This window comes from Flavobacterium pokkalii, from assembly GCF_014596575.1.
Lineage (GTDB): Bacteria > Bacteroidota > Bacteroidia > Flavobacteriales > Flavobacteriaceae > Flavobacterium > Flavobacterium pokkalii.
The window spans coordinates 1-1,661 of record NZ_NASZ01000049.1 but is presented as its reverse complement, the minus strand read 5'-3'; the positions used below and the strand labels follow the sequence as shown (position 1 = coordinate 1,661).

Annotated in this window: 1 protein-coding gene; it reads right to left on the bottom strand. The window is 37.0% G+C overall.

Translation table 11 applies throughout. The features are described 5' to 3' along the window. Positions 1–93 precede the first annotated feature (93 nt). Positions 94–1,632 carry an IS1182 family transposase gene (locus B6A10_RS16180; protein ID WP_188221700.1) on the bottom strand — a complete coding sequence of 513 codons (1,539 nt, stop codon included), beginning with the start codon at positions 1,630–1,632 and terminating at the stop codon, positions 94–96. Between the last annotated feature and the right edge of the window lie 29 nt (positions 1,633–1,661).

Sequence of the window (1,661 nt, the reverse complement as noted above, 5' to 3'; positions counted from 1 at the left end):
AGAAGCCGTCTCAAAACATAATTTGAGGCGGTTTTTTCATTTCAGTCTATTTGGTTTGATTTTTACTTCTGCTGAAAAAAACTAAAATTGTCCTTAAGCGGCAATTTTCTTTCTTAAGTTGTGGCCTAAAGCCATTAATCCGAACTCTAATTCTACTTTTTCTAATCCTTTTAAAGAAAATCGTCTAAATCCATTGTTGTGTTTGAGTTGGGCAAACACGGGTTCTACATCGGCGGTGCGTTGCTTTCTTTTTTGTATTCCTGTTTCGCTCAACAATAATTCTCTTGTTCTTTGTTTGTGCCTTTCAAGGTTGTGGTTTCGCTCGATACTTCTATTCCCTTTGGCTTTAAAACATTGCCCTCGCAGTGGACAACCCTCGCAGTTTTTGGCTTGGTAGTGACTCAAGGATTGTTGGTAACCAGCCTCTGTGGTACGCTTGCTTTGATGGGTTTTGTGCATTTTTTGTCCCATCGGACAGACATAATAATCTTCTTCTGGATTGTAATAAAGATTTTCTTTGCTGAAGGACTTGTGCTTTTTTTGGTAATTCTTGTCTTGCTCTTTGTCAAAAGTGTTGTATTTCACATAAGCGACAAGCTCTTTTTGTTCTAGATAATCATAGTTCTCTTCGCTTCCATAACCTGCATCGGCGGTTATTTGTTCCAATTCTTGAAGCGCTTCCTTTCCAAAGGTTTGCTCAAAATCTTCTAAATGAGGTTTTAGAGTTTTGGTATCGGTTGGATTTTGATGGATGGTATAATGAACGATGATTTGATTCTCGGTTGATATTTGGGTATTATAAGCCGGTTTGAGTTGTCCGTTTCGCATATGGTCTTCTTTCATACGCATAAATGTCGCCTCTGTATCGGTTTTACTGTAGCTGTTGCGTTCTGCTAAAATAGATTCTTGCTGCTGATATTTTTCTAAATTGACAACAAAATTATTTTTAATGTAGCGTAATTTGGCTTTTGACTTGGAGCTGGCTTTTTCGTTTCCAGAGAGTTTGGCATCTATTTTGGCCACGGTTTTTTCAATCACTTCTTTGCTGATTTCCTTCAACTCGTTTGGCTCTGGATCAGGGTTGTCATCATTATCAATACTTTGAGCGTAATTCCATAAATCTTCCAATTGGGTTAGCATTTTGGCTTTGTTGGTTTTAATACTTTTACCCCAAACAAAAGTGTAACGACCTGCTTGGGCTTCTATTTTTGTGCCATCGGTATAGATTTGCTTGAGCGTGATTAATCCTTCTGATGCCAGCATCAAAACCACTTGTTTGAAGATTTCTTTAAAACTGTCTTTTAGTTTATTACTCCTAAAACGGTTAATGGTATTGTGATCAACAATGGTCATTGAAGTCAACCACATAAAGTTGATGTTCTCACGAAGAGCTAGTTCTATCTTACGAGAAGAATACACATTGGTCATATAAGCATACAACATCACTTTGAGTAACATCTTTGGATGATAACCTGGATGGCCTTCTTTGCTGTAAGCTTTTAAAAGTGGTTGAATATTAATCGACTCCACAACTTGGTCAACTACTCGAACGGGATGTTTCTCTGGAATTAAATCCTCAAACGAATAAGGTAAAAGTATCGTTTGTTGTTGGTTGTAATGTTTGAAATTCATATTTAATCAGTTGTAAATCAACGACTAAA

Coding starts and splice junctions, on each gene's coding strand:
- B6A10_RS16180 (WP_188221700.1), bottom strand. CDS start 1,632: ATGAATTTCAAACATTACAACCAACAACAAACGATACTTTTACCTTAT.